Here is a 22,991-nt window from a genome sequence, read left to right as displayed (position 1 = left end):
TCATGAGTACGGCTGAGCAGATCACGGCGTCTCGGCGATGGCTGATCATCGGCGCGCCCATGGAAGGTTCCGGTACACGCCGCGGCGAGATCGACGCGCCCGGCTCATTTCGCCGAGCCGGGCTCGTGAACGAACTGGACGCTGTCGACTTCGGGGATCTGCCCGTTGTTGTCACCGACAGCCGTCGTGACCCGTCAGCGGGGATCATTGGCTACCACCAGATCGTCACCGGCACGGGACTCATCGCCGACGCCGTCAGCTCCGCGCTGCTGGCTGGCTGGCGTCCCTTCCTTCTCGGAGGATGCTGCTCGATTCTGCCCGGAGCCTTGACCGGACTCCGGCGGCACACCGGCCCGGCCAAGCTGATCTTCATTGACGGGCATCTCGACCTGTTCACCCCACGAGACACACGCACCGGTGAAGTGGCCGGAATGGCTCTGGCGATCGTGACGGGATACGCCGCCGAGACCGCGAGCGCCCTCGCCGGCCCGGCTCCCCTGGTCGAACCAGGTGATGTCCTGGCCATTGGAGACGCCGACGGTGCACGGCGGCAGGCCTCCAACGCCGCCGAGGCGGCCACGGCCATCCCGGACGCCCGCGTCTTGGACGCCACGTCCATCCACTCCATGGGAGCCGAAGCCATGGCAGAGCGGACGGCGGCGCTGATCGACCGCGAAGGCATGCCCTTCTGGCTCCATCTCGATGTCGACGTTCTCGACGAGAAGGTGATGCCCGCCGTCAGCTTCCCGGTCAGCACAGGAATCGGCTACAGCGAAGCGGAGGTGCTGCTCAGGGCGTTGGGCCGGGACGCCCGGCTGATCGGCGTCTCGGTCGCCGGGTTCAACGCGCGCCGAGACCCTCAGGAGGAGTCCGCACGCCGGATGACTAAACTCCTGGGATCTGCCTTCGCGTGAGGGGAGAGGATCAATCGGCGACAAGCCTCCGCGACAGTTTCAATCCCGGCTCAACGTACGCCGGCTCGCACTGCTGCTCGAGATCGGGCGGCACGATACGTTGACTGCCGCGGCCGAGGCCCTGAAATACTCCCCGTCCGCGGTGAGCCAGCAGCTCAAGGTGCTGGAGCAAGAGGTCGGTCTGGCCCTCGTCGAACGCGGCGGGCGGCAGGTCCGGCTCACCGCGGCCGGCCAGATCCTGGCCGGCCAGGCCGAAGAGATGATCGCGCGGCTGCTTGCGGCGGAGGAGCACGTGCGCGCCATCGGCCGGCTGGGCCACGGCCGGCTGCGACTGGCGACGTTCCGCAGCGCGGGCGAATCGCTCCTCATCGACGCCATCACCTATTTCCGCGGACACTATCCGGCCATTCAAATCAGCGTCGTCGAAGGCGAGCCGGAAGAGTACATGACCGCGTTGAGGCGGCACGAGCTTGATCTGGCGCTCACCTACGACTACGACGGACTTGATGCGCAGCTCGACGAAGGCCTGGTCCGGGAGCTGATCTGCGCAGAGCCCATCCTCGTCGCCGTGCCGCGCAGCCACCGGCCCGCTGGCGAGCCGCTGAGGCTGGCCGACCTTGCGCAGGAGAACTGGATCGCCTCGACGCCCACCAACACGGTCCACCGCTTCACCGAACGGGCGTGCGCGCAGGCTGGATTCACCCCGCGCGTCGTCATACACACCGATGACTACCACATCGCCCAGGAACTGGTCGCCAGAGGCATGGGCGTGACCTTCCTACCCGAGATGTCGGCCCGCAGCCATCATCGCGGCGTCGACGTCCACCCGCTCACCGACGTCAGCCTCAGCCGCCGCATCCACGCGACGTATCGCATCGGCGGTGACCGGGTCGCGGTGGTCGCCGCGATCCGCGACGTCTTGCTCGCTCTCGGGTCGAATGAGTGACATGCGGCGGCACAAGGCACGAGAAGCGTCCCTCAGCGCGGCGAGGAGGCAGTCATGCTAGAGATACGGCGTCTCGCAGTCCTGCGGGAAGTGGCGCTTCGCGGATCCATCACGGCGGCAGCCGAAGCACTGAGCTACACCCCCTCGGCCGTCAGCCAGCAGATCGCGGCACTCGAACGGGAGATGTCGGCTGTGCTGGTCGAGCGCGGACCCCACAGCATCGCCCTGACCGAGGCAGGACGCATCCTCGTCGAGCACACTGAGGGAGTTCTCGAGCAACTCGACATGGCGGATGAGCAGATGAAATCGATCGCCGGATTGCAGGGCGGCCGGCTTCGCCTGGCCACCTTCCGCAGCGCAGGCGAAACCCTCGTCGCCCACGCCTTGATGGACTTCCACCTCGCGTGGCCGTCTGTGGAGCTCAAACTCACCGAAGGTGAGCCTGAGGAGTATCTCGACCGGCTAGCCCGCGGAGAGCTAGACCTCGCGTTGTCCTTCGACTACGACGGCATCCCTCCGCCGCACAACGAGACGCTCGCCCGCGAGCACCTTCTCACCGAGGAGATGCTGATCGCCCTGCCGGAAGGTCACCGGCTGGCGAGCGCTCCCTCCGTCGCGCTCGCCGACCTCGTCGGCGAGCCATGGATAACGAGCTCCACGCGATCGAGTGTCCACGAGTTCACCGCGGTCGCGTGCCGATGGGAAGGATTCGAGCCGCGCGTCGCCTTCGAGATTGACGACTACCACATGGCGCAGGCGCTGGTCGCGGCCGGCGTCGGTGTCACGTTCCTCCCTGCCTTGTCCATGCACACGACGCATCCGCGTCTTCGTGTGCTGCCCGTGCGTCCCCGCCCACCGCGCCGACGCGTCTGCGTGGTGACTCGGGAGCGTGAGCCGGCATCCCCTTGCGTGACCGAGATGATGAGACTGCTGCGACTGGCCGCAGCCACGCAATGCGCCGCGAGGGACTGAAATACGGCCGTCACTCTGAAGGCAGGCTGGCGGTGGCGTGAAGAGAACGTAAATCGTGGCGGTGTGGACGCGGCATATGGTTGCTCCTCAAAGGCCAGCCGTTGCTTAATCACTTCCGTCCCGACGTGTTCATGAACATGGACCCGGGCGACGCCACAGTCGGCACTGAGAGTTCAGAGAGAAAGCCATGAGATCGAGCATCCGCCATGCCACGCTCGCCGTCAGTCTTCTCGCCCTCGCCGGGACTGCCTGTACGACCCAATCCACTGTCACCTCCGCACCGGCGACTTCCGCGCGGGCGAGCGGCCAGGTCACGACCGCAGTCGATGACAAGGCCGCCGGCTTGGTCCCTGGCGACGTCAAGGCCAGGGGCACGCTCACGATCGCCAGCGCGAGCACCAATGCGCCCATGGAATTCCTCGACGCCGACGGCAAGACGTTCATCGGTTTCGACATCGACTTCTCAGACGCCATCGCCGCGACTCTCGGCCTGAAGGCCACCCACATCAATTCGACATTCGACGCGATCATCCCCGGGCTCGCCGCTCGCAAGTACCACATGGGAATGTCAGGATTCTTCATGACGGAGGCCAGGCAACGCGTCGTCGACTTCGTCCCATATCTCCGTGATGGGTCGGCGCTGGTCGTCCCTCGCGGGAACCCGCTGAAGCTCGCGATGGACCCGGTCACCTTGTGCGGGCATCGCGTGGCAGGTGAGAAGGGCAGCGTGCAGGGGAGCGAGTACTTGCCAGCCATCTCGAAGGACTGCCAGGCGGCAGGCAAAAAGCCGGTTGATGTCCTGCTGTTCCCCAAGTTGGACGAGGCCCACCTGGCACTGACCGGAGGCCGGGCCGATGCAATCATGGAGGACAGCATCCCCAGCGGTTACCGGGCGGCGCGATCCAACGGCAAGTACGAAGTCGCCCCCGGCGACACCTACAAGCCGGTCATGACCGGAATAGCCTTCCCAAAGGCGTCGCCGCTCGCGCCGGCGGTCCAGGCCGCAGTTAAGTCCCTCGCCTCCGACGGCACCTTGGAACGGCTGATGGACAAGTGGTCCATTCCGAAGGCGGCACTGCTGCCGGATTATAGCTGAGGCCGAGCGATGCCTTCGTCGACTTCGGTCACCAGCCCTCCAGCCAGCGAACTGATCATCGTCCCCCGCAGGCATCCTGGGCGCTGGGTCGCCGCCATCGTCATCGCGACGATCCTGGGGTTGCTGTGCTGGTCGGTCCTGACCAACTCCCGCTTCGGCTGGCCCACCGTCGGCGCCTACCTGCGCGATGTGTCCATCGGCCGGGGAATCGTCATCACGCTGGAACTGACCTTGCTGTGTATGCTGGTCGGCCTGGTCCTCGGCACGATCATCGCGATCGGCCGCATGTCACCCAACCCGGTCATCCGCGCGACCGCGTTCGGCTACATCTGGTTCTTCAGAGGCACACCCGTCTTGGTGCAACTGCTGTTCTGGTTCAACCTGGCCGCGCTGTATCCGGTGGTGACCTTCGGAATTCCCGGCATAGCGCTGAACGCCAACGAGCTCATCACACCCATGATGGCGGCGGTGCTGGGACTCGGGCTCAACGAGGCTGCCTACATGGCCGAGATCGTCAGAGCCGGCATCATGTCAGTCCCGCCTGGCCAGTCAGAGGCCGCGAGCGCCCTCGGGCTCACTCGCATCGAGACCATGCGCCGCGTCATCCTGCCTCAGGCGATGCGCGTCATCATCCCACCGACGGGAAACGAGACGATCGGCATGCTCAAGACCACGTCGCTGGTGAGCGTCCTGGCCGTCCCGGACCTGCTCTACTCAGCTCAGACCATCTACGCTCGCACCTTTGAGACGATCCCGCTGCTCATCGTGGCCAGCCTCTGGTACATCGTCGTCACCTCGATCCTTTCGGTGGGCCAGTTCTACCTGGAACGGCATTACGCGCGCGGATCCCAAAGGCTGGCGCGGACGCCGCTGGGACAGGCCCTTGACTTCTTGGGCATCAGCCAGCGCGCCACGTGGAGGAAGAGATGACGAGTGAAGACCCGGCAATGACCGGACAGGCGATCGTGCGCGCCGAGGGCATTCGGCATTCCTACGGCAGAACCGACGTGCTCAAAGGCATCGACCTGCAGGTATACGCCGGCGAAGTGGTCTGCATGATCGGCCCGTCCGGGTCAGGGAAGAGCACATTGCTCCGCTGCATCAATCATCTGGAGCGCATCAGCAGCGGACGCCTGTGGGTCAATGGGAACCTGGTGGGATATCGCCAGAAGGGCACCAGGCTCTATGAGTTGAGCGACAAGGAGATCTGCCGCCGGCGAGCCGATGTCGGCATGGTCTTCCAGCAATTCAATCTCTTCCCGCACATGACCGTGCTGGAGAACCTCATCGAGGCGCCGTGCCGGGTATTGCGCGAGCCGAAGAAGGTCGTGACCGAACGCGCTCACGCACTGCTGCGGCAGGTGGGACTTTCGGACAAGCACGGCGCGTTCCCCACGCAGCTGTCCGGGGGCCAGCAACAGCGTGTCGCGATAGCGCGGGCGCTGTGCATGCAGCCGAAGCTCATGCTTTTCGACGAGCCGACATCAGCTCTGGACCCCGAGCTGGTCGGCGACGTGCTGGACGTGATGCGGGCACTTGCCCGGTCCGGGATGACGATGGTCGTCGTCACTCACGAGATCGGATTCGCCCGGGATGTCGCCGATCGGGTGGTGTTCCTCGACGACGGCAGGATCGTCGAGTCTGGTCCCTCTGATCAGGTGATCTCTTTCCCTCAGCACGAACGTACACAGGCATTCCTCGCAGCCGTCCGCTGATGGCTGCTTCCCAATGCAATTCATCCGGAGGAAAGGACGACGATGAGTCGATCACTGGAGGGCAAGGTCGCCGTGGTGACCGGCGCGGGCGGCGGAATCGGATCTTCGGTCGCGAAGCGACTGGCCGAGCTGGGCTGCCGCGTCACGGTCAACGACCTGGACGAGGCGAAGGCGAAGTCTGTGACCGAACACATTACCCGAGAGGGAGGACAAGCACGGCTCGCGGCCGGGGACGCCTCCGACGCCGCGACGGTCGCGCAGATCATGGACGGCACGGTGGACACGTTCGGCGGACTCGACATCGTCGTGAACACTGCGGGGCTGATCGGCCAGGTTCGGCATTTCCTCGACGCCGACGAGGAGTGGTGGGATCGCGTGCTGCGGGTCAACCTCCGCAGCGTGTTCCTGTGCTCGCACGCTGCCGCCAAGTACATGGTGGCCCAGGGCTCAGGAGTGATCATTTCAACCTCGAGCGGAGGCGCCACCAGGGCACACCGCGGCGAGGTCGCCTACGACGCCTCCAAGGGCGGTATCGAGGCGATGACCCGCGCGATGGCGCTCGACCTTGGGCCGTACGGAATCCGGGTGAACGCCGTGTCGCCAGGATCGATCAATGTAGCGCCGCCCGGCGCGGTCAGCGAGGAACAGCTCGCCGAGCGGGGCATGACCGTGCCGCTGGGCCGTGTAGGGGTCCCCGATGATCTGGCTGCCACCTACGCGTTCCTCGCCTCCGACGAGGCGCGCTACATCACCGGCGTCGTCGTTCCGGTCGATGGAGGGATGATCGTCCAGCAGAGGTCCCCGCAGGTGGACATCTTCGGCCACGACCAGTTCCCGCGCCTCGGCAGGTTGTCCAGACGGACATGACACGGCGGCTCCGCCACGCCGGTGAATTCGACCCTGATTCCGGCGAGAATGCATCGTCTCATTCGAATGGGGGAAACGTTGCCGCCGCGCGATGAGCTCTCAGGCGAGAGAGCTTCAACGCGACCTTCAAAAGAGAGACGCTCCAGGGCCAAAAGGGCTGGACAAACGAGCGTGACGCCCGCCTCCCGGCGTTCCGCTGGCTCCACCGCTACAACGTTCGCCGTCGCCATTCCCGACTCGGACAACGTAGTCCGATCGCCTACGACAACACCTTCTACACAACATCAACTACGCTGACCGAAGCCGCATAAGACGTGTCCAAGATCCGGGGTCAAGCCCCCCCTTTCCCAAGCTGCGCAAGGCGGCGCGAACGATGGCCTCGGTAGTTGGAGGTGCTGATGTCCGCGCCGAGGCCACCGACAGCGGCTGGTGTCGGTGGTGGAGGTGCGGAAGGCAATCGAGGAGGTCGCCCCGCGCGACAAGTCGCCGCGCCGGTCACCGATGATGATGCGGCCGCCGAATGGCCGCGGCGCCATCTGCGATAGCGATCCGAGATCATCTGCGGCTTCCGCCAACCGCCAAAATCCGGTCCGATCCTCCCCGGAGGCCGATCTGGGTCTTCTCATCCACACACAGCTCCACCGCACGCTCAGGCGAGTGGTGATGGGCCGACCATCTCGACGGTTTTCTCCACGAACAGCGGATCGGTCGACAGCTTGAAGGCCTGGTGCGCCCTTCGGGGTTCCTCGATGGCATGTCCGCCTCGTGTGGCCAGCGGGAATCAGGTCGTTCGGAAGTCTTCGAGCCGCCGAACAGCGTCAGCGACCTTGTCGACAGTCGGCATGACCTGCCGCTCGAGGGTGTCGGCGAACGGCAGTGGTACGCAGTCGGCGGCGACCCGCCTGATCGGGCGGTCGAGCAGGCCGAAGCCCTCGTCCGCCACGATGGATGCGACCGTGGCGCCCCAGCCGCCCTGGTAGGGGTTCTCCTCGACCACCACGAGCCGGGATGTGCGGGCCACCGACTCCAGCACTGTACGCGCGTCCAGGGGCACCAGGCAGCGCAGATCGATGACCTCGGCGGAGATGCCCTCGGCCGCCAGCACATCCGCTGCGGCGAGCGCGATGGGCACCGTCCAAGCCAGCGCGACCAGGGTCACGTCCGTGCCCGACCGCCGCACGGCCGCTGAACCGAGCGGGATTACCGCGTCCGGTGTCGCCGCCGGTCCCTTGCTGCCGAACAGGCCCTTGTGCTCGAAGAAGATGACCGGGTCGTCACTGCGGATCGCCGACGCCATCAGACCGACGACGTCGCTCGGGGTCGAGGGCGCCACCAGCTTCAGTCCGGGAACCGTCAACGCCCAGCTCTCGACCGCCTGCGAGTGCTGGGCGCCGAAGCCGAGACCACCGCCGTTGGCAGTGCGGATCACCAGCGGAACGGCGACCTGGCCACCAGTCATATAACGCACCTTCGGGATTTCGTTCGCGATGTAATCCCAGCAACACGCGAGGAAGTCCGAGAACATGATCTCGGCGACCGGCCGTACACCGGTCATCGCGGCGCCCATCGCGGCACCGACGATCGCTTGCTCCGAGATCGGAGTGTCCCACACCCGCTCGGCGCCGAACTCCTCGAACAGGCCGAGGGTGGTCTTGAAGACACCACCGGCGGCGCCGATGTCCTCGCCCAGGCACACGACCGAGGTATCCCGCCGCATCTCCCGACGGATTCCTTCTGCCACTGCCGCCCGGTAGGTCATGACCTCCTCGGCCAGCTTCACGTCCGCCATGTCGCACTCCCATCTGCCCAGACATCGGTGTAAGCCTCGGCCGGGTCGGCATCCGGGGCCACCTTGGCCGCAACAACCGCGGCCGCCACGATCGACTCGACCCGTTCGTTCACCGCTGCCAGCTCAGACTCACTGACTCCCAGTTCAGCAAGCTTCGCGCCAGCGACGACAAGCGGATCACGGGCCATCCATTCGTCCACCTCATGTGCAGGCCGGTACTTGGCCGGGTCGAGGCGACTGTGGCCGTAGTGGCGGTAGGTCAGGGCCTCGATCAGTGTCGGACCGTCGCCGGCGCGCGCCCGATCAGCGGCCCGTGCCACAGCCTCCCGAACCAGTACCACGTCGTTGCCGTCGACAACCTCTGCCGGAATGCCGTACGCCGGTGCCCGATCGGCGGCCGGTTTCGGCACCGCGGTGACGGCCCCGATCGGGGTGTATTCCATGTAGAGGTTGTTCTCACACACGAAGATCACCGGAAGCTTCCACACCGAGGCAAGGTTCAGCGCCTCGTGGAACGCGCCGATGTTGGTGGCGCCGTCGCCGAAGAACGCCACGGACACCTGGTCGCTGCCACGCAGCCTCGCTGACCACGCGGCACCATTAGCCATCGGTAGGTGGGCACCGACGATCGCGTACGAGCCGAGCATGTAGTTCGTCGCCGTGGTCAGGTGCATCGAGCCGCCCTTGCCCTTGCACAGGCCAGTTGCCTTGCTCATCAATTCCGCGAGGCATTCCTCCGGTGTGGCACCTCGGGCGATCGCGTGATGATGGCCCCGGTAGGTGGCGAAGACGTAGTCGGTCGGTCGGAGCGCCGCACTGGCACCGACCGCGATCGCCTCGTGTCCGGCGGCTAGGTGAGTGGTTCCTTTCACCAGGCCGGACAGGAACAGGTCGTGCGCGGTCTTCTCGACCCGGCGGATTGTCGCCATCTGCTCGTACTGGTTGAGCAACTGGGTGGTGTCGATGGTCGGTGTGGTGATCACCGGGACACCGTCCTTTCTCTGGGTACTGACAAGGTGCTGGTCGCGGGCGCCTGGCGCGCGCCGCCCCGCTGCTCGTAGCCGGTCATGCGGGTGTGGGTGGCGCCGGTGCGATCGCGGTGTTGAGATGGGACTGCGACTCACGCAGCGGGTCGAGTGAGCCACCCGCGGTCCAGTACTTGCGCCCCGCAACCAGCAGGTCCTCGGCCGGGAACCGCGTGATGACCTCGCACCCGGTGGCCGTCACCACGACTTCCTCCTCGATACGCGCCGCTGACCAGCCGTCGGAGGCCGGCCAGTATGTCTCCAGCGCGAACACCATGCCCTCCTCGATCACCTCGGGATGGTCGAACGAGACCAGTCGGCTGAAGATCGGTTTCTCCCAGATCGAGAGCCCGACGCCGTGGCCGTACTGCAGCGCGAACGCAGCCATCTCGTCGGCGAAGCCGAACTCCTCGGCGCGCGGCCAGACCGACACGATGTCGGCTGTGGTGGCGCCGGGCCTCACCAGCGCGATCGCCCGGTCCATGTACTCGCGGCAGATCCGGTAGGCGTCACGCTGGGCCGGGGAGGCGCTGCCGACGGCGAAGCACCGGTAGTAGCAGGTGCGATATCCGAGATGGCTGTGCAGGATGTCGAAGAACGCCGGGTCCCCCGGCCGGATCAGACGGTCGCTGTAGACGTGCGGGTGCGGTGAGCAGCGTTCTCCCGAGATCGCGTTGACGCCCTCGACGAATTCGCTGCCGAGGTCGTAGAGCACCTTGTTGACCAACCCGACACACTCGTTCTCGCGGACGCCCGGACGCAGGAATCGGTACAACTCCTCATACGCCGCGTCAACCATCGCGCAGGCCTGAGTGAGCAAGGTGATCTCATCGGAAGTCTTGATCCGCCGCGCCTCGAGGAACACCTGCTGCCCATCGACGATTTCGAGGCCCTCAGCACGCAGCGCGTCGAGTACCGGCAGTTCCACGAGATCGAGGCCGACCGGCGCTCGGTCCAGGCCGCGCTCGCGAAGTTCCGCGGCCACTTTTGCGGCGACGTCGGCGCCGAGCCCCGCGGCCGGTGGAAAGGCACCGCGCAGGGTCGAGAGGCCGACCCGGGCCCGGTCACTCCCGTTCAACCAACTGTTGTGCAGTTGATGGTGTCGGGCGGCCGAGCCGAAGTCCCACAGGATCGGCTCGCCACCGCGGGGCAACAGAGCGAAGCGGATCAGCTTGTCCATCGCCCAGGTCCCGATATGGGTGGATGTCATGTACCGGATGTTGGCGAAGTCGAAGGTGAGCAACGCGCCGAGTTCCGATCGATCCAGCACGGCACGCAGCCGAGCCAATCGTTCCCGGCGCAGTCGATCGAGATCGACGCGTTCCTCCCAGTCGACCGCGTTGGGCCCATATGTGCTGATCGCCATCACGTACCACCCCGCACCGGCTCGACCCCGTGCATACTCATCCTTGTCTCCCTTCGTTCATGGCCAGGGTGTCGCCGCCAATGCCCGCCCTCGAGTCGCCAGCCGCCGGAACCGACCTGGCCCGCGCGCTGACCTCCCGGACCGTGGCCGCCTGCGGGCGTCTCCGCGGTCATGGACGAGTCGGCGATGACGGTGCTCACGCGTTCAACCCGGCGACGAATTCGGGCGGGTAACGCTCGCCGGCGGTTGCACCGAGTGGCGCCGCCGCGTCGATCGCCTGGAGGTCGGCGGGGGTCAGTTCAATGGTCGCCGCCTGGGCGTTGCTTTCCAGGTTGGCCACACAGCGTGTGCCTGGTAGAGGGATCACGTGGTCGTCCCGCAGCAGCCACGCGAGCGCGAGCTGCGGGAGCGTTACGCCAAGATCCTCTGCGATTGGCGATAGCGCCTTGGTGATGCGCAGGTTCACGTCCAGGTACGCATCACCGAAACGCGGAGCGCGGCGACGCCAGTCGTCGGCCGCGAGGTCTGCGGTGTCAATGATTGCGCCGGTAAGCGCGCCGCGGCCGAGTGGACTGTATGCGACGAACGTTATGCCGAGCTCGCGCGTCAGCGCCAGCAGTTCGTGTTCGGGCTCGCGGCTGAAGAGCGAGTACTCGGTCTGTAGTGCGGAAATCGGATGGATTGCGTGCGCACGGCGTATCGTATCTGCGCCGGCCTCGGACAGCCCGAGCTGGCGAACCTTGCCTTCCGTGACCAGCTCCGCCATCGCCCCGACGGTCTCCTCGATTGGCGTGTCGAGGTCGACGCGGTGCAGGTAGTAGAGGTCGACGTGGTCGACACCCAGCCGGCGAAGGCTTGCATCCAGCCAGCCGCGCACGCGCTCAGGCCGGCCGAGGCCGGCGCCCGGCTCGATCGGGCCGCCGCCGAACTTGGTCGCCAAGACGACCTGCTCACGCCGGTCGGCGATCACGTGCCCGACGAGGCGCTCATTGTGGCCGTCGCCATAGACGTCGGCTGTGTCGAGCAGGTTGATCCCAAGCTCAAGCGCGCGGTGAATCGTCGCGATACCGTCGTCGTCGGTGCTCGGACCGTAGACGCCCGAGAGCCCCATTGCCCCATACCCGATCGCTCCGACGGTGGCGCCGTCGTGACCCAGCGCTCGCTGCAGCATCTATCCACCTCCTTCTTCGTGGCCGTGCTTTCTACGTCAGTGAAGGCTCACAGTGATCGTCTTCGTTTCGAGGAACTCCTCGATCCCCTCGCGCCCGCCCTCGCGCCCCAGCCCGGAGGTTTTGTAGCCGCCGAACGGCGTGCCAGGTGTGAACACGAAGGGGCCATTGACGCCGACGGTGCCGCTGCGTAGCCGGCGTCCAACGCGCAGCGCCCTCGCCAGATCACCGGTGTAGACGCCAGCCGACAGCCCGTACTCGGAGGCGTTGGCGAGCCGCACGGCGTCGTCCTCGTCGTCGAACGGGATCACCGCCAATACCGGCCCGAACACCTCTTCACGCGCGATCGGCATGTCCGCATCGACGTCGGCGATCAGCGTGGGTTCGACCCAGTTGCCGCCGGCCTCGGGGCCGGCCAGAGTGGCAGTCCGTCCGCCGGTGACAAGCCGCCCCCCGTCGGCGACGGCGTCCTCGACGAGCCTGAGGGCGCGCGCAGCCGCCGTGGGAGTGATAATCGGGGCGGACGTCGTCGTCGGATCGAATGGGTCGCCGTACCGGACGTCGGCGATCTGGGCGCGCGCGGACTCGACGAATGCCTCGTAGACGCTGCGCTGCACGAGCGAACGGGTCTGCGTTGAGCAGACCTGTCCTGACAGGCCCATCGAGACCAGGCTCATCGCGGTGCGGGCGACGGCATCGAGATCGCGGACGTCGTCGAAGACGATGCTCGGGCTCTTGCCGCCCAACTCCAGCGCGACGCTCCGAGTGCCCGCACCCGCCACGACCCGTTCGCCGATCTCGCGTCGGCCGGTGAACGTGATCTTGTCGAGGTCTCCATGGCTGGCCAGCGCCGCCCCTGTCGCACCGAGGCCGGTCACGAGGTTGAAGACGCCGGGCGGGAGGTCGAGCTCGGCGATCAATTCGGCGTAGCGGTGAGCGACGCCTGAGGCGAACTCCGACGGCTTGATCACTATCGTGCAGCCAGCCGCGAGCGCCGGCGCCACCTTCTGCGCGAACTGCAGCACCGGCGCGTTGAAGGGCGTGATGGCCCCAACGACGCCGATCGGCTCCTTCAGCACTAGCGCCTGGGTCGGTGTCTCCGGGCTGAACGGCGGCGGGGCGTCACCACCCAGCTTGTCGATCCAGCCGATGTGGTACTCGAAGATGTCCGCCGCCATCAGCGCGGACATGCGGTAGGAGCTACCGAAGTCGATCGGGATCCCATTGTCGCGCGTTTGAAGCCGATGCAGTTCGTCGGCGTGCGTGCGCAGCAGGTCGGCCAAGGGTCGCAACGCGAGCTTGCGCTCACGCGGGTGCAGGTGCGACCACGGCCCCTCGTCGAACGCACGACGGGCGGCGCCCACCGCGCGGTTGACATCGGCCGCGGAGGCGACTGGCACGCTGAAGTCGGCCAGCCCCGTAGCGGGGTCGACATGCTGCCAGCGGTCCTCGATGTCAGGCTCGTGCCAGCGTCCATCGACGAACATCCGGATCGGCGACGCGGACGCTGCCGCGCCCGCTCGCGTGCGCTCGCCCGGCATCGTCTCGGTCGCCGTCATGGCACTATGGCGGCGCGCGCGACGTCGCCTCGGTCGGCGGCGAGGAAGGCCTCGTCGATCTCGGCAAGTGGGAACGGCTCGCTCGCGACGGCGTCCCACGGGTAGTCGTCACGGGTGCGCGACAGGAGTGCGAGCGCCCGTGCGAGGTGCCTTGGTTCGTAGTAGAAATTCGCATGCACGGTCGAATTGCGAAAGACCAATTCACTGATGTCGACCGGCACTGTCGTTCCTGGATGGAGATTGCCGATCTCCAAGTAACGCCCGGTACGGCTTAGCATAGGGATCCCTTCGTTGAACGCTGAGGGGTGCCCGGCCACGTCGACGACGACGTCGGCGCCCCAATCGTCAGTCAGCTCTCTCACCAACTCGGCCCGCGCATCGCGTTCGGGCAGCTCGGCGAGGCTGATCGTGCGGTCGGCGCCGAAGCGGCCCGCCAGCTCGAGGCGCTCGGTGTGCGCGTCGACCACGATCACCTGTCCGGCACCCAGCTCGCGCGCGACCGCCGTCGCGAACAGTCCGAGGCCGCCGGCGCCCTGGATGACAACGTGCTCACCCAGTTGGATGCCCACCTCCTCAAAGCCGCCGACCACCTGGCTGAGGGCGCAATTGACACCGGCAACCACCGCGTCAGAGAGGTTGTCGGGCACGCGGAACAGCGAGGTCCCCGGCCGCACGTAGTAGTAGTCGCCGAAGGCGCCATTGAAGTGTGGGGGCGAAGAGCATGGTTCGCGCAGATAGTCTCGGGCGTGCGGGCAGGCACGCGTGATGCCCTTGAGGCACGCGCGGCATCGGCCGCAGGGGGTGAAGTAGCGGAAGACGATGCGGTCGCCTTCCGCGAGCGGTGCTCCCGCACTGTCCCGGTCGAGGCCCGCCCCCAGTGCCGACACGACGCCCGTCATCTCGTGCCCGAGCACCTGCGGATAGGGGCGGCCGAACCGCGCCAGGTCGAACTCCCCTCGCCACTGGTGCAGGTCTGTCCCGCAGATGTTTGCCACCGTCATGCGCACGACGACCGCGCCCGGCTCAGGCTGCGGGACCGCGTACTCCTGGATCTCCATCGGTCGCCCTGGGCCGTAGAACGCCGCCAACCGCCCCTTAAGCATGAGCCGCCGCTCGTTCCGGGTCGGGCGACGCGGTCGCGTCCCAGCCGTAGGGTTCCTCGTCGAGCACGCCACACTCAGCGAGACGCATGCGCAGGATCTCCTTCTCCTCGGGCTCCAGTGCGAGGATCGGCAACCTCGTGGCGCCTACAGGGCGGCCCATGATCTCCATCGCGGCCTTGATCGTCGCTGGGTAGCCGGGCTGGAGCAGGAACCACAGACGCGAGATCCGGTGCTGGAGTGGTAGCGCGGCGGCGAAGTCGCCGTACGAGACGGCGTCATAAAGCCTTCTCAGCAGCCGCGGTGCGACCATTCCGCAGGCCGAGAACGAGCCCGCTCCCCCGACTGCCATGTTCGGTAGCAGGTACTCGATTCCGGTGAAGACCGAGAAGTCCGAGCGCAACTCCGAGGTAACGCGGCACAGCTCCGTGAAGTCCTGCATGTCGTAGCCGGCGTCCTTGACGCCGAGATAGTTCGGCAGCCGCTCGATCAACCGCGAGGCGAGCGCCACGTCAACCTCGACCTGCATCGCGTCGGGGTAGCTGTAGGTCATCAGGTCGATCTCGATCGACCTGCCGACGGCGACGAAGTGCGCTTCCAGTGCCGCCGGGGTCGGACGCCAGTGGTAGGGCGTGATGACGACGACGCCGTCCGCACCGACCCGCTGGGCGTGCTGTGACAGGTCGATCACCTGGTCCGTGCCCGGGCAGCTCGTGTGGATCGTGACGGGGACGTCACCGCCTGCCGTTTCAACCGTGAGCCGGGCGAGCTCTCTGCGCTCGTCGACTGTCAGGTTGAGCGACTCGGCCAGGTGCATCGGCCAGCACAGCGCCGAGACACCGGAGTCGACCATGAAGCGCACGTGCTTGACGAAGGTGTCACGGTCAATCTTGAGATCGTCGTCATACGGTGTCAGCGGGGTGCCGAAGTAGCCGCGAAAGCGACCGGAGCTACCGAACAGACCCATCGGTCTCCTCCTCAGGCCAGACGTAGGTGGGCGGCTCGACGTCGCCGGAGTAGGTCTCGATCACGACGCCACCGAGTACGCCTTCGGCCTCCAGGTACTGGTACCGAAGGTTGGCGCCGACGCGGCCGCCCATCGAGATCGCCATACCGGCTGCGAGCAGGCGCTCGTTGAGGTCAGCGGAGACGCCGCCGGGCGAGTCGCACAGGATGTGGTGGATGCCCTCGCCGTGGGCGGCGAGGAACTCCTTGTAGATGCTGGGCCCATCGAGCGGCTCGATCAGCTCGTAGTCGATGCCCTCGACGGAGGTCACCGCGATCTGCATCGAGTAGGGGCGCGGCTCCCCGCGCAGGTGCGTGTGGTGGTGCCGCTCCCCCTCGAGGATGAACACCGACCACGGGCCCCAGCCCAGTACGCGGTGGTACTCCTCCATCGTCGCCCGCATGTCACGGACGACCACGCCGATCTGGGCGATTCGCACCCCTACGGCTTCCGCTTCGCTCATCGTTCTTCCTCACTTGCCGTGAATGCAGAGCTCTGGTTGGTGACGCGTCGGCGGCCGCCTCCGACCCACGCTCGGATACGAGCCGCGTAGCCAGAGAGGATCACCGACAGCAGCAGCGCCGTCCCGTTGAAGACGTACTCGACCCAGGACGCCACGCCGATCTGTTGCAGGCCGGTGACGCCAGCCGCCAGCGCGTACACGGCGATCACGGTGCCCCAGACGTTGAAGCGCCCGGGCGTCACCGTCGTCGCGCCCAGGAACGCGCCCGCGTAGGCGGGCAGCAGGTAGGACGGCCCGACGAGCGGCTGGCCGCTGCCAAGCTGCGCGGCGATCGCGACACCGGCGACCGCCGCGAGGAAACCGCAGATCACGAACGCGATCATGATCGTGCGGCCGGTGCGGACGCCTGCGAGGCGCGCGGCCTCGCGATTGCTGCCCGTCGCGACGAAGCGTCGGCCGAGCGCGGTGCGCGCGAGCAGGAACCACAACACCGCCGCGACCGCCAGCGCGTAGATCGCGATGAGCGAGACCCCACCGACATCGTCCTGACCAGCGGACAGGAACGCGGCCGGGAGGTCGCCCTGGATCACTTGGCCCTCCGCGTACGCCAGCGCCGCACCGCCGAGCAGCGTCTGCGTTCCGAGGGTGGCGATGAACGAGCTGACCCCGAAACGGGTGATCAGGATCCCGTTGAAGACACTGATCAAGCAGCCGATCACGATGGCCACCAGCACCGCTGGCACGAGCGGCAGTCCCGAGCGGACCAGCAGACCGACGACGAGCAGCTGGCAGAAACCGAAGATCGCCGCGACCGAGAGGTCGAACTCGCCTACCAGCAGCGGCACCAGCACGGCGAGCGCGAGCATCAGCGTGATCGCCTGGTTGCCGAGAATCGAGGTAAAGTTCAGCCAGGTGAAGTATGTCTCCGGACGCAGCAGCGAAAAGACGACGACAACGAGCACGAAGACGCCGAGCAGCGCGTAGCGCACGGCGAAGTCGCCGAGACGACCGGCCGCCGCTCCCCGCGGACGCGGGCTCTCCCCTACCGGCGGTGTCGTGATGGGCAGCGCCGTGTCGCTCATGGCTCGACCGCCCCCATCGCCGCTGCGGCGACCCCTTTCACCGTGGCCGCGTCCGTCGTCAACTGCCTCCGTACGACGCCGCGTTCGAAGACCAGCACGCGATCCGACATCTCGCACACTTCCTCCTCATCCGATGACGCGAGCACGACGGCCAGGCCGCGCTGGCACGCATCGTCGATCAGCCGATAGAAGTCGGCGCGCGCGCCGACGTCTACGCCGGACGTCGGCTCCTCCAGCAGGAGTACCCGTGGCGCCGTCTCCAGCGCGCGCGCCAGCACGACCTTCTGCGCGTTGCCGCCGCTCAGCGCGGCCAACGGGCTGCCAGGACCGGGCGTACGGATCCCGTAGCGCTCGATCAGTTCGGTGGCCACCGCGCGTTCGCGCCGCGGTGAGACGCGCCAGCCGCCACTGGGCGCGTGGCGCGGATTGATCAGCAAATTCTCCGCGACCGTCAACTGGGCAGCGACAGACGCGCCGCGATCGCCGCCGACGTAAGCCACGCCGGCGCGCAGCGCATCGGCGGTCGCGGTGGCGCGGTATGGCGCACCGCCGACCTCCGCGACCCCGCTCCAATCGAGCAGTCCGTAGAGCGCCCGTCCGAGCATGGACTGTCCCGCACCGCGCAGGCCTGCGCAGCCGACGACCTCGCCCGCCTTAACGTCGATGTCGAGCGGGCCGACGCCGTCGGCAACGAAACCGCGCACGCGAAGGGCGATCTCGCCCTGCCGTGCCCGGCGCGTCCGCACCGCACGCGCGACCGTGGCGCCCATGATGCTGGTGGCGAGCTCTGACTCGGAGACCTCGTCCGGTCGCACCGTCAGCTCCGCGACTCCGCCGCGGAGCACCGTGATGCGGTCGGCGAGCGCGCGCACCTCGGCCAGCCGGTGGCTGACATAGAGCACACCGACGCCACGGTCGCGCAGATGGCGCAGCGCGTTGAGCAGCCGCGCGACGTCGGCGGCCGGCAGGCTCGCAGTCGGTTCGTCGAGCACGACGGCTCGCGCGTCGCGGTGCAGGGCGCGGGCAATCGCGACGAGCGTGCGGTCACTGGGCGACAGCTCGGAGACGAGCATGCGCGGGTCGAGCTCGACGCCGAGTGCGGCGAGGCTGGCGGCGGTTTCGCGCCGCAGACATCGGTCTGCGACCAAGCCGCTGCGGCCGGTGTCGAAGCCTGCGACGAGGCCGAAGTTGTCGGCCACGCTCATCGCTCCGACGAGACCGAGGTCCTGGTGAATGAACGCGAGCTGATTGCGGCTGCGATCGAGCGGTTGGCCGCGGATCTCGATCGTGCCGTGATCGTGATCATGCAGCCCGGCGAGGATCTTGATGAAGGTCGACTTACCTGCGCCGTTGCGGCCAACGAGCGCGTGGATCTCGCCGATCTCCAGGCGCAGGTCCAGGCCAGCCAACGCGCACGTCGGGCCGAAGTACTTGACAACCTGGCGAGCGTCGATCAGCGGCGGGCCGGGCGGTTGGTCATGCTGCCGTTGCGCGATCTCGGTCATCAGTGCATCACCATCCCCCAGAGACATCGAGCGACTCGCTTGTGAGTCTCCGCCGCCTCGCCGGACGCCGACGCGAGTTCGAGCGCGGGCGTGAAGTCGGCTCCCACGACGTCGGTGCCTGCCCGAGCGAGCGCTAGCCTGAACCTTCGACTCACGCTGGTAGCGGGTGCGATCCGCCCGTCGAAGCGTCGCCGCATCAGGACGTCCCTCCTGTGCCCTGGCCGCCGGTCCAGATGCGCTTGTAGTTGTCGCGGAAGTCCAACTCGACGAGGTCCTCGACGGTCCCGGTGTCCGGACACGTCTCGGGCGTGGCCAGGAAGTGCGGGACATAGCTCGGATCAACCGGCTTCTCGCCCTCCACGACCCGCAGCAACTGGTCTACGCCTGCCCAGGCGTGCCAACTCACAAGAGAGGCGCCTAGTACGTCGACGGCGCCATTGCGGCAGTTCCTTGTCTGCTGTGCCTGGCTCTCGAAGTCCGCCAGCTTGACGTCGTCGCGGCCAAGCGTGCGCAGCGCGGGTACGGTGAACGACTCGGTCGCGCCATAGGGCGAGGCGACATACTGCAGCTTCGGACCGAATCGATCGCTTGCAGCCCTGATGATCTGTCCGATGCGCGGCGAGAGCGCCTCCGTGTAAACGATCTGCTGCTCGGCGAGGATCTCGCAGCCCCCGCATCTGCGGAGCTCTGCGACAAGTGCGTCGGAGCGTTCCTTGACGCCCGCGAACTCGTCGTTGCGAATGACGAACACTTTGGCCTTACCGCCGCTGTCTTTCGCGATCCACTTTGCGACGGCTGCGCCCTGCGCGGCCCACGGAAGCGGCGCGACGGCCGAGACGAGCGGGTCAGCCGTACTCGTGTCGGACTCGCTCACGAACGGGATCCGTCGATTTCTTGCCAGTTCCAGCGCAGGGCGAATCAACGCCGGTGGCACCGAGACGGACATGATGCCGTCGACCTTTGCCGAGACCGCGCTTCTGACGCACTGGTCGTAACCGGCGGGGTCACCTTTGCCGTCGCATACTTGGGCAGTCCAACCGAGCGCCTCGACGGCCTTGACGGCTTCCCCGGCGGCGAGGGAAACGCCGTCGGACGCCTGACTCGCCGAGATGATCGAGACGCGCCGGCCCGGCGTCGGTCGAGGCGCCTCCTTCGGCCCAGGCCAGCCGCTCCGCGGAGGCGTCGCCAACCGCTGGAGGTCCTTCTCGATCGACGTCAGGTACGCCTCGGAGCCGCCGGCACTTGTGTTCGTACCGCCTGCACCGTCGCCGCTGCTGCCGCAGCTGGCCAGTAGCGTCCCGGTAGCGCACGCGATCACGGCGGCGTGCCAGCGGCGGCTTGTCGCCCGGGACCGACTAATAGATGGATTCATCGCTCCGCCTCCTCCGGCACCGGTCTTCGTCTCGATGCCTTTGGCGTCAGCTTCCGCCCAGCGTGACCTCCCAGTCCAAGACAAGTGGCGATAACCTTTGGGAATGGACGCCGACCTGCGTCATCTGCGCTTCTTCGTCGCGGTCGCGGAGCGGCTGAGCTTTACCCGCGCCGCCGAGGACCTGCATGTCGCGCAGCCGTCGCTGAGCAAGCAAATCCGCCAACTGGAGCGCAACCTGCGCGTCCAGTTGTTCAACCGCACCAGTCATCACGTGAAGCTGACTGGCGCCGGCGAGCTGCTGCTGCGTGAAGCTCGAGAGCTGCTCGACGCGTGGGCGACGACGGTGACCTCGATACGCGAGGTCGCCGCGGCCGAGAGTCATGTCCTGCGCGTCGGCTTCGTCGCGAGCGCTGCGAACGAATTGACGCCGTCGATCCTCCGGCTGTTCGCCGAGCACCGCCCCGGCTGGCGCGTCGAGATGAGCCAGACGGACTGGCAAGACCCCACGGCCGGTCTCGCCAGTGGCGCCGTCGACGTCGCACTGCTCCGCCTGCCCGTCCCGCTCGACGCAACCTTCAGCAGCCAGGTCCTGTTGGAGGAGCCGCGATGCGTCGCGTTGTCGGTCTCGCACCCGCTGGCCGGCCACGAAGTGATCCGGCTCGACCAACTGCTCGACGAGCCATTCGTCGCCCCGCCCGAAGAGTCGGGCGCATGGCGCGCCTACTGTCTCGCCGCCGACGAGCGTGGCGGGCACCCGATACGGATCGGTGCGGTCGTCAAGCGCCCGGACGAGTGGCTGATCGCCATCGCCAACAACCTCGGTGTCGCCTTTACACCGCTGGCGACTGCCCGCTACTACCAACGCCCCGACATTGCGTACCGCCCAGTCGAGGGCATCAGCGGTAGCCAGGTAGCGGTCGTCTGGCCCCGCGAAACAACCGCGGCGACGACCCTCGAGTTCGTGCGGGTCTGTTTGGAGACGGCACACGCGGCCAGGGGTCGCTCCCCTGGGGCTTGACCTCGGATCTTGGACACGTCTTATGCGGCTTCGGTCAGCGTAGTTGATGTTGTGTAGAAGGTGTTCTCGTAGGCGATCGGACTACGTTGTCCGAGCCTGGAATGGCGACGGCGAACGTTGTAGCGTGCCGCCCTCTACACGCGCCGCCAGGCCGTGCCCGGTCCTTGTGCGGTGCCCGACGCGGAGCTCGGCGAGCGCATTACTCCGGTGCACCGCCACTCGCGATCGCCCTCAACGCTACGGAAGCCACCAATCATGCCGTGCTGGATCTCCTGCTCGTCCATGGACTCAGCATCAACAGCGGATCGGCGCCGTTCACGAGAACGGGGCTTTGCCCTGCATTGTCATATGCCAACGACTTTCGGCACCGTCACATTGTAGATGTGGTGGTGCCCTCGGTCGCTTGGGAGCGCATCCGAAGGCACCACACATATTGGAACGGTTGAAGTGGCTTTCTTAGCCTGTGCCTGCGGCGGGCTAAGAAAGCCGGGAAGTTCGACACCTGGTTCCCTCCTCGAGAGATGTCGACACCCAACTGTCCCGATATGAACGCCGGGGGGCACCAGCGCGTTACAAGTATCAGGCTGCACCTGTTGTACGTAAACGATCAAGGCGGACAGATAGCGTCGTGATTCTGCCATTCCCAAGGCTGAAGGCGACGCATTCACCACGCTTGATGCCGTCAGGCAGCTCGACATCGTTCACGTCCCAAGATCAGCATTCGAGAGACGGCCCCTGCTACCTCGCTACGCGGCAGATAAGTGTGTGTACCGGTAGGCCGCTGACGAGGTGCCTGAGTCCAGGCCCTTTTCCAGCGGCCCCCGGCCCGAACCGGACGGCTGATCACCAGCATCCTCGATCCGGCCGAGGCCACTGCCGAGAACCTGGCCCATTGCTACCATGATCGCTGGGAAGCGGAAACCGGCATCGACCAGCTGAAGACGCACCTGCGCGGGCCAGGCCGGATTCTACGGTCCCGCACTCCCGACCTGGTGCGCCAGGAGATCTGGGCCTACCTCCTCACCCACTGGGCCCTGGCCACCCTGATCTGCGTCGCGGCCACCACCGCAGGGGTCGGTCGACCCCGACCGGATCAAGTTCCTGGCCACCCTGCGCATCGTGCGCCGCTCGGTCACCGACCGGGCGGCCCTTCCGCCTGCGCCCCACGGCACCCTCTGGACGCGCACCGTCCACCAGGCCGGCCGGCCTCGCAATCGCAATCCCTCCCGCAGACACCGCAGCTACCCCCGAGCCGTCAAACGCACCCGACGAAGCAGCTACAGAGAACGCCGCCCCTCCGACAAGGGCATCCGGCACGCAGGACCGCCCACCGTCGCGCTCTTGCCGCGGCAACCTCGAACCAGAGCATGATCGTTAACTAAACGGCATTGGATGACCGAGTGGTCGAGCGCGTCGAAACACCGGGCGATGTCTCCCTCGATGAACCAGGTTGTTCCCGTCCAGGTGTTCGCCACCTCGCTAAAAGCTGTGTGGCATCCCCGGCGGGGACGGAAACCGTGAGAACGGGCGGAAAACTGCGGCTCATAGTACGCCTCAAAGAGCAGGCGGATCACTTCGCCGACGAGTTTATCCGACCATGACGGCAGACCGAGCGGTCGCATCGTCCCGTTCTTTTTCGGATGTGGACACGCTTCACCGGGGCGAACCGGTAGCGCTCGTGGCGCAGCGTGTCGATGATCCGTCCGATCTTGGCCTGGGACATGCCGTCCACGGTCTCCCCATCGACCCCGGGTGTCATGGCTCCGTGGTTAGAGTACAGACGCCCATAGGCCTGCAGGTACATCTGCGGGTTGAACAGTTGCCGATACAACTCGTTGCACGGCAGGCCACGCCTACCGCGATCCAGGGCCGAAGCGTTCTCGGCTGGTAGGACCTACGCGGGCTCGACCAGGCCGGATCGTTGAGGGCGGCCCCCAGGGGTGTACATGACGAACGCGGCCCCTGATGATCGTTGGTTGTCTACGCCAGTCGATCAAGAACAGGGGCCGCGTTCGCGTGCCATCATC

General features: G+C 66.8%; 20 protein-coding genes and 2 pseudogenes. 10 read left to right on the top strand and 12 right to left on the bottom strand.

The features are described 5' to 3' along the window. Nucleotides 1–2: 2 nt before the first annotated feature. The 8 genes and pseudogenes from AB0B91_RS62020 to AB0B91_RS61985 all read left to right on the top strand — a co-directional run. Nucleotides 3–914 carry an arginase family protein gene (locus AB0B91_RS62020; protein WP_358342226.1) on the top strand — a complete coding sequence of 304 codons (912 nt, stop codon included), beginning with the start codon at nucleotides 3–5 and terminating at the stop codon, nucleotides 912–914. Continuing rightward, complete coding sequence (locus AB0B91_RS62015; protein WP_358342251.1) at nucleotides 901–1,860, top strand: LysR family transcriptional regulator; 960 nt, start codon at nucleotides 901–903, stop codon at nucleotides 1,858–1,860. The genes AB0B91_RS62020 and AB0B91_RS62015 overlap by 14 nt, the downstream gene beginning before the upstream one ends. A gap of 54 nt (nucleotides 1,861–1,914) precedes the next feature. Further along, nucleotides 1,915–2,832 (top strand): LysR family transcriptional regulator, encoded by a 918-nt coding sequence (locus AB0B91_RS62010; protein ID WP_358342224.1) that lies wholly within the window; start codon nucleotides 1,915–1,917, stop codon nucleotides 2,830–2,832. 187 nt (nucleotides 2,833–3,019) lie between these two features. Beyond that, entirely contained in the window at nucleotides 3,020–3,928 is a 909-nt protein-coding gene (locus tag AB0B91_RS62005; protein ID WP_358342222.1) for an ABC transporter substrate-binding protein, read from the top strand. A 9-nt stretch (nucleotides 3,929–3,937) separates the two neighbouring features. Continuing rightward, nucleotides 3,938–4,858: an amino acid ABC transporter permease gene (locus AB0B91_RS62000; RefSeq protein WP_358342221.1), complete on the top strand. Its 921-nt coding sequence runs from the start codon at nucleotides 3,938–3,940 to the stop codon at nucleotides 4,856–4,858. After that, nucleotides 4,855–5,643: an amino acid ABC transporter ATP-binding protein gene (locus tag AB0B91_RS61995; protein WP_358342219.1), complete on the top strand. Its 789-nt coding sequence runs from the start codon at nucleotides 4,855–4,857 to the stop codon at nucleotides 5,641–5,643. Before AB0B91_RS62000 ends, AB0B91_RS61995 begins: the two co-directional genes overlap by 4 nt. A 42-nt stretch (nucleotides 5,644–5,685) precedes the next feature. Continuing rightward, nucleotides 5,686–6,510, top strand: a complete 825-nt coding sequence (locus AB0B91_RS61990; protein WP_358342217.1) for a glucose 1-dehydrogenase — start codon at nucleotides 5,686–5,688, stop codon at nucleotides 6,508–6,510. Nucleotides 6,511–6,617: 107 nt separating this feature from the next. Beyond that, nucleotides 6,618–6,821: pseudogene (locus tag AB0B91_RS61985) on the top strand (integrase core domain-containing protein); the annotation flags it as partial. Nucleotides 6,822–7,291: 470 nt separating this feature from the next. On the opposite strand, the gene AB0B91_RS61980 reads toward AB0B91_RS61985, so the two are convergent. The 11 genes from AB0B91_RS61980 to AB0B91_RS61930 form a co-directional block, all read right to left on the bottom strand. Then, nucleotides 7,292–8,299: an alpha-ketoacid dehydrogenase subunit beta gene (locus tag AB0B91_RS61980; protein WP_358342215.1), complete on the bottom strand. Its 1,008-nt coding sequence runs from the start codon at nucleotides 8,297–8,299 to the stop codon at nucleotides 7,292–7,294. Next, nucleotides 8,287–9,282, bottom strand: coding sequence for a thiamine pyrophosphate-dependent dehydrogenase E1 component subunit alpha (locus tag AB0B91_RS61975; RefSeq protein ID WP_358342213.1), 996 nt, complete (start codon nucleotides 9,280–9,282; stop codon nucleotides 8,287–8,289). The genes AB0B91_RS61980 and AB0B91_RS61975 overlap by 13 nt, the downstream gene beginning before the upstream one ends. A gap of 82 nt (nucleotides 9,283–9,364) precedes the next feature. Then, entirely contained in the window at nucleotides 9,365–10,690 is a 1,326-nt protein-coding gene (locus tag AB0B91_RS61970) for a Xaa-Pro peptidase family protein (RefSeq protein ID WP_358342212.1), read from the bottom strand. Nucleotides 10,691–10,886: 196 nt separating this feature from the next. After that, entirely contained in the window at nucleotides 10,887–11,861 is a 975-nt protein-coding gene (locus AB0B91_RS61965) for an aldo/keto reductase (RefSeq protein ID WP_358342210.1), read from the bottom strand. Nucleotides 11,862–11,897: 36 nt separating this feature from the next. Further along, nucleotides 11,898–13,418 carry an aldehyde dehydrogenase family protein gene (locus AB0B91_RS61960; protein ID WP_358342208.1) on the bottom strand — a complete coding sequence of 507 codons (1,521 nt, stop codon included), beginning with the start codon at nucleotides 13,416–13,418 and terminating at the stop codon, nucleotides 11,898–11,900. Continuing rightward, nucleotides 13,415–14,476, bottom strand: a complete 1,062-nt coding sequence (locus AB0B91_RS61955; RefSeq protein WP_358342206.1) for a zinc-binding dehydrogenase — start codon at nucleotides 14,474–14,476, stop codon at nucleotides 13,415–13,417. Before AB0B91_RS61955 ends, AB0B91_RS61960 begins: the two co-directional genes overlap by 4 nt. A 37-nt stretch (nucleotides 14,477–14,513) precedes the next feature. After that, nucleotides 14,514–15,485, bottom strand: a complete 972-nt coding sequence (locus tag AB0B91_RS61950) for a dihydrodipicolinate synthase family protein (protein WP_358342204.1) — start codon at nucleotides 15,483–15,485, stop codon at nucleotides 14,514–14,516. Further along, complete coding sequence (locus tag AB0B91_RS61945; RefSeq protein ID WP_358342202.1) at nucleotides 15,469–15,987, bottom strand: VOC family protein; 519 nt, start codon at nucleotides 15,985–15,987, stop codon at nucleotides 15,469–15,471. The genes AB0B91_RS61950 and AB0B91_RS61945 overlap by 17 nt, the downstream gene beginning before the upstream one ends. Continuing rightward, the gene (locus AB0B91_RS61940) at nucleotides 15,984–16,976 is read right to left on the bottom strand and encodes an ABC transporter permease (RefSeq protein WP_358342200.1); all 993 of its coding nucleotides are present in this window, start codon (nucleotides 16,974–16,976) and stop codon (nucleotides 15,984–15,986) included. Before AB0B91_RS61940 ends, AB0B91_RS61945 begins: the two co-directional genes overlap by 4 nt. Nucleotides 16,977–17,065: 89 nt before the next feature. Beyond that, nucleotides 17,066–18,574: a sugar ABC transporter ATP-binding protein gene (locus AB0B91_RS61935; RefSeq protein WP_358342198.1), complete on the bottom strand. Its 1,509-nt coding sequence runs from the start codon at nucleotides 18,572–18,574 to the stop codon at nucleotides 17,066–17,068. A 196-nt stretch (nucleotides 18,575–18,770) separates the two neighbouring features. Further along, on the bottom strand, nucleotides 18,771–19,946 hold the full coding sequence (locus AB0B91_RS61930; protein WP_358342197.1) for a substrate-binding domain-containing protein: 1,176 nt from the start codon (nucleotides 19,944–19,946) through the stop codon (nucleotides 18,771–18,773). 103 nt (nucleotides 19,947–20,049) lie between these two features. On the opposite strand from AB0B91_RS61930, the gene AB0B91_RS61925 reads away from it, so the two are divergent. Both AB0B91_RS61925 and AB0B91_RS61920 read left to right on the top strand, forming a co-directional pair. Then, the gene (locus tag AB0B91_RS61925; protein WP_358342195.1) at nucleotides 20,050–20,964 is read left to right on the top strand and encodes a LysR substrate-binding domain-containing protein; all 915 of its coding nucleotides are present in this window, start codon (nucleotides 20,050–20,052) and stop codon (nucleotides 20,962–20,964) included. Between the two features lie 839 nt (nucleotides 20,965–21,803). Continuing rightward, nucleotides 21,804–22,346: a hypothetical protein gene (locus AB0B91_RS61920; RefSeq protein WP_358342249.1), complete on the top strand. Its 543-nt coding sequence runs from the start codon at nucleotides 21,804–21,806 to the stop codon at nucleotides 22,344–22,346. On the opposite strand, the pseudogene AB0B91_RS61915 reads toward AB0B91_RS61920, so the two are convergent. After that, nucleotides 22,242–22,592, bottom strand: a pseudogene (locus AB0B91_RS61915) (reverse transcriptase/maturase family protein); the annotation flags it as partial. The gene AB0B91_RS61920 and the pseudogene AB0B91_RS61915 sit on opposite strands and share 105 nt — an antisense overlap. Nucleotides 22,593–22,991: the final 399 nt, after the last annotated feature.

Origin of the sequence: Nonomuraea sp. NPDC049141, assembly GCF_040648415.1 — a bacterium.
In the GTDB taxonomy this organism is placed as follows: Bacteria; Actinomycetota; Actinomycetes; order Streptosporangiales; family Streptosporangiaceae; genus Nonomuraea.
This window is presented reverse-complemented; position numbering and strand designations above follow the sequence as displayed.